Genomic DNA, 2,698 nt, shown 5'->3' with positions numbered 1-2,698 from the left:
GCTTTGGCTTCTCCAACATCAGTTGATTCTCGATGTAAAGATCATCGCTTTTCAGTTTCAGATAGATGAAGGTATTCTCCCGATCAATCTTGCGTTTCTTGTGGAGGTTGATGGTACACATATGAGAGCTGCTTCTAGCCTTGCAGTCCATATGGTATTCCATCTTGCTCAGCTTCTTCCCTTCATAGGTACAGAACTTGACCGAGAGTTTTGCATCCTTGATCTCTTTTGGCCCGTCATTTACCACGTAGACCTCTACGATGCCATCTTCCTTCATGTAGGCGATCGGGAGGGCGGGACTGTAGAACCGTTTTGCTGCATAGTGAAGCAGTTTCCAGTTACCGTGGTAGTCGATGGAGGACCAGGACGCAACAGGCCAGTTGTCATTCAGCTGCCAGTAGAGTGCTCCCATGCAGTGTGGCATGGTGGTTCTCCAGTATTCGATCGCCATCTTCATCGCCTTTGCCTGTTGTACCTGAGAGAGGTAAAGCATTTGGGCGAAAGAAGAGGGGAAGCGGTAGTACCTGGTAAAGTTTTCCATGATGATGGAGTTGCCGCGAGGATTCTTCTGGTGGTGTTCCATCACCTTGCTGGTAAGATTCCACATCTCTTCTGTGGCGTAGCTTTTCACCGTGTCCAGGAGCGGAAAACTCTGGAAGCCGAACTCACTCACAAAACGTGGGTTGATGGAGTAGTACTCCTCGAAGCTTTTACCTTCATGCCAGACCGACCAGAAGTGCATATCGCCCTTGCTGTCATCATGCCAGTTGTCTGAGTAATCATTCTCTCCAGCGCTTGGGCTGCTTGGCCACCATTGCCTGCCTGGATCAAGTTCCTTGATGACCCTTCCTACCACCCCCTCATTGAGTCGGTCGTAGTCGATGACATAGCGGATGTGATTCTTTCTCGACTCCTCGTACCAGGAGATGGCACCCAGATCCTCGTTGTTCCCACACCAGAGAGCAAGGCTTGGATGATCCTTCAGCCTCGGTACCTGGTAACGGAGCTCTGCCTCCACACTGGAGAGGAACTCAGCATTGGTTGGGTACATTGAGCAGCTGAACATGCAGTCCTGCCACACAAGCAGTCCCTTCTCATCACAAAGGTCATAGAACACATCTTTCTCGTAGAGGCCACCTCCCCAGACACGGATCATATTCATGTTTGCATCAACACAGGACTGCAACAAATACTCATAGCGATCGGGGGTCAATCGACCGGGGAGGGCGTCAAGTGGGATCCAGTTGGTACCTTTTGCAAAGATATCACGCCCATTGACGTTGAATACCATGGGCTTGCCACCGTCTGGTTCAGCAACGGTGCGTACCTGTAAGGTCCTGAACCCGATACGTTTTTCTGTCTGTTGGCTGCCAACACTCAGTTGCAAAGGATAGAGCGTTGCCTTTCCTTCTCCATTGGGCCACCATCGTTTTACCTGTTTGCACTGAAGGCGGAACTCTAACTTGTTGAGCCCTTGCTTCATGTGCACTGTCCCTTCTTGCTCTGCTCCAGCAAGCATAAGACGGCAATCAAGGCTCTGCTCCTGTTTTGCGTTGTAGATTACCCGCACTACAGCATCCCATTGATCTTTTCCCATCTCAATGGTATCGCAGGTCAATTCTTCGATGATACCTTCATCAATGAAGGAGAGTTCAATCGGTTCATAGACCCCCATGGCAAGAATGCAAGGACCCCAGTCCCAACCACTGTGACACTGACTCTTGCGTACTAGATTGCGGTGCTTCGCACTGACAGGATACTCAGAGTAGGGGATTGGATAGGGAAGGGTTTCTGCCAATTCAACAGCTTTCTTCTCTGCACTGGTGAACGTCAGCGTGAGTGTGTTCTCTCCTGGCTTGAGTATATCTCCCAAGTCAAAACGCCAACGACGGAACTGATTGTCCAGTCTGCCCACCTCTTCGCCGTTCAGATGGATGGTGATAATGGTATCAGCCATCTTCAGGGTGAGTATCGCTCTTCCTGCAGTGAGCATTGAATCATCCACATCGAACGTCTTGCTCAGTACCCAGTCGTGTTGTCCGACCCATTGCATGTCCAGTTCCTGCTGACCGATATAGGGGTCTGCGATTACCTCTGCTGCCAGAAGGGCTGAGTGAATATCGCCAGGGAGATTACAGGGTATGGATTCGTGTTCCAAAAAATACTGACAATAAGGAGCGATTGCCTTATTATCCAACGGGCTCAAACGCCAGATTCCATTCACATTGAGTGTTTGCATGTAGGGTAAACCTCCAAAAATGAGTATAGCATAGACGCCTTATATAGGGGCGAATTCTTCGTTGCTTCTCTCTTGAGGCTTTCAGTCAACGAATCTATACTGCAAGAGAAAACTGTATGAAAGGAGAGGTTGATGAAGGCAAAAGCCAAGTTGCAATGGAATCTGAAGGCCTTTATGTTGGCATCTCTCCTTACCATGCTTCTATTGCTCACGACCTATGGGCTTTACACTGCCTGGAAGTCGCAGTACGTAGAGGAGAGGAAACAACGTGCCCAGACTGAACTCCTGAACTTGCGCAAGAACCTGTTTTACTTCTTGGCAACCAGGAGATGTTCACCACACTCTATGGCTTGCGCCTTGAAGAGAGTTTGCAAGAAGGGATCATTCCCGATCTGGAAGATCTCTACTCATACCTCACCGTATTGGAGAAGGATAAGCAATCCTTCAGCTTTGCTACCC

The 2,698-nt window shown here is 49.3% G+C and carries 1 protein-coding gene; it reads right to left on the bottom strand.

The genetic code is table 11. The annotated features are described in order from the left end of the window. Window positions 1–2,239, bottom strand: a 2,239-nt coding sequence (locus JF818_RS07265; protein ID WP_198891364.1) for a glycoside hydrolase family 2 protein, incomplete at its 3' end; no start/stop codon positions are given. Window positions 2,240–2,698 lie beyond the last annotated feature (459 nt).

The sequence above is a fragment of the Sphaerochaeta sp. S2 genome, from assembly GCF_016406725.1.
GTDB lineage: Bacteria > Spirochaetota > Spirochaetia > Sphaerochaetales > Sphaerochaetaceae > Sphaerochaeta.
Note: the sequence above shows the minus strand (reverse complement) of the source record. Positions and strands in the feature narration are given on the sequence as shown.